Origin of the sequence: Nocardia sp. NPDC057663, from assembly GCF_042799895.1 — a bacterium.
Classification (GTDB): domain Bacteria; phylum Actinomycetota; class Actinomycetes; order Mycobacteriales; family Mycobacteriaceae; genus Nocardia.
On the sequence record NZ_JBHVHX010000015.1, the window covers coordinates 1 to 2810 of the forward strand.

General features: G+C 71.5%; 1 protein-coding gene. It reads left to right on the forward strand.

Features of this window, described 5'->3' with window-relative positions; translation table 11 throughout:
- Positions 1 to 222: 222 nt before the first annotated feature.
- Positions 223 to 2676, forward strand: coding sequence for a hypothetical protein (locus tag ACFVAV_RS25575; RefSeq protein ID WP_379037798.1), 2454 nt, complete (start codon positions 223 to 225; stop codon positions 2674 to 2676).
- Positions 2677 to 2810: the final 134 nt, after the last annotated feature.

A 2810-nucleotide genomic window follows, 5' to 3' on the forward strand; every position in this document is an offset into this window, starting at 1 on the left:
GCCGATGGTACTGCACTCGACAGGGTGTGGGAGAGTAGGACACCGCCGGAACATCCTTCGCGATAGGGGACCCAGAATTGGGTCCCCTATCGGCGTTTGTGGGCCGAAGACGGCCCTGGCACGCCGGGCGGACGATGCCCCGTCCTCCGCCCGTGGTTGAATTCTTGTAGGCGGGGCCACGACAACACTCCCCGAGGCCGGGGAATCTAGAAAGGGATCGCCGTGTCGGAGCACAACGACGGACGGAAGCCTTTCCGCCGGGACGGAGACGCCCGCGGTTTCGGCCGGCGCGGCGAACCGACCGATCGACCCCGCGGCGGTCACGGCGACAACCGTGGCGCAGGACGTGGCGAAGGCGGCGGTTTCCGCCGCAACGACGACAATCGTGGCAGCCGTGGCGGTTCCGACCGCTCCGAGGGCCAGCGTGGCGGCTACAACCGCGATGATCGTGGTGGTTACCAGCGTCGCGACGACGCAGGCCGTAGCGGCTCCGGCGATCGCGGCGGCTTCCGTCGTAACGACAACGACGACCGTTCGCGCGGTGGCTCGGATCGCGGCGGCTACCAGCGCCGTGACGACGCGGGCCGCGGTGGCTACCAGCGGCGCGACGACAACGACCGCGGTGGTTTCCGGCGCAGCGACAGCGGTGGTTACCAGAAGCGCGACGACGCGAGCCGGGGCTCCTCCGGTGACCGCGGCGGGTTCCGTCGCCGTGACGAATCCGACCGTCCCGCAGGCGGTTTCGACCGCGGCGGTGACCGTGGTGGCTACCGCCGCAACGATGACGATCGTCCCCGTGGCGGCTCGGATCGTGGTGGCGATCGCGGCGGCTACCAGCGCCGCGAAGGTGACGACCGTTCGCGCGGCGGCTACGACCGTGGTGACCGCGGCGGCTTCCGGCGCGACGACGATCGTTCGCGCGGTGGTTCGGACCGTGGTGGCGATCGCGGCGGTTTCCGTCGCGACAGTGGCGACCGTGGTGGGTACCAGCGTCGCGACGATGCGGGCCGTGGCGGCTCCGGCGACCGTGGCGGTTTCCGCCGCAGCGACAGCGGTGATCGTGGCGGTTACCAGAAGCGCGACGATGCGAGTCGTGGCTCCTCCGGCGACCGCGGTGGCTTCCGTCGCGGCGACAGCGGCGACCGTGGTGGTTACCAGCGCCGCGATGACGCGGGCCGTGGTGGCTCCGGTGACCGCGGTGGCTTCCGCCGCAACGAGGGCGAAGACCGTTCGCGTGGCGGTGACCGTGGTGGCTTCCGGCGCGACGACGACCGTTCGCGCGGCGGTGCCGATCGTGGTGGTTTCCGTCGTGGCGACAGCGGTGACCGTGGTGGTTTCCAGCGTCGTGACGATGCGGGCCGTGGTGGCTCCGGCGATCGTGGTGGCTTCCGCCGCAACGAGGGCGACGACCGTTCGCGTGGCAGCTCGGACCGTGGCGGCTTCAAGCGCGGCGAGAGCTCGGATCGTGGCGGCTACCAGCGGCGCGACGACAACGACCGCGGCTTCCGCCGCGACGATGATCGCGGACGCGGTGGCTTCAAGCGGGGCGGCGACTCCGGTGGGACCCGCTACATCGGTGAGGACGGTGCACCGCTGGACGGTACATACCGCGAGAAGCGACGTGAGCGCGAAGGCGATGTCCTTGGCGTCGTCTCGTCGGCGGCAGCATCGGACGCCGATGCCACCGGTATCGAGCAGGCCGACATCGAATCGGCCGACGTCGAGGCGGCAGCAAGCGATGAGATCGCACCCGCGTCCACTGAGCAGTCCGACGACACCTCCTCGACCACCGAGCGCGCCGAGTCCGCGGACGAGGTCGCCGAAGCGACGAACGAGGACATCGAAGAGGCGGCCGACGACCGCGAAGCCGCGGCAGACACCTCGGCTCGCGCGGCGGAAACCGGCTACGGCAGCCGTGGCGCCGATGACCGTGACGACCGCCGTCGTGGTGGCGAGGGCGCCCGGACCGCGGGCGGACGGTCCACCGACCGCCGCGCCGCACGACCGGACGAGCCGGATCTGCCGGAAGACGTCCAGGCTTCCGATCTGGATCCGGCCGTGCGCCGCGATCTGCTGAGCCTGGACAAGAACAACGCCGAGACCGTCGCCCGGCACATGGTGATGGCCGTCGAGCTGCTCGAAGACGATCCCCGCCTAGCCCTGGCGCATGCCAGAGCCGCCCGGCAGCGGGCAGGCCGCATCGCGGTGGTGCGCGAGACCGCGGGTGTGGTGGCCTATCACGCCGAGGAATGGGCCGAGGCGCTCTCGGAGCTGCGGACCGCGCGACGTATGTCGGGTGGCTCCGGGCTGCTGGCCGTGATGGCGGACTGCGAGCGTGGACTCGGTAGGCCGGAACGGGCCATCGAGCTCGGCCGCAGCGAAGAGGCACAGGCGCTCAGTGGTGACGAGGCCACCGAGCTGCGGATCGTGGTCGCCGGCGCGCGGATGGACCTGGGTCAGTTCGACCAGGCCGTCGTGACGCTGCAGACCCCCGATCTGGATCCGGCGCGCACCGGTTCGGCCGCCGCGCGCCTGTTCTACGCCTACGCCGACGCGCTGGTCGCGGCGGGACGCACCGACGACGGCCTGCAGTGGTTCCTCAATGCCGCTGCCGCCGACGTCGACGACGAAACCGACGCCGAGGACCGCGCCGCGGAACTCACCGGCGACGCGTAGGAGCTCCAGAACTCGACGGCCGCGGGACGGGAACCAGAGAGCGGGTACCGCGCCGCGGGGGGGGGCCGGGGGGGGCGGAGGGGGCCCCGCCAGGTGGGGACCAGGCCCGAAACAGAAAACACACCCACCCCAAA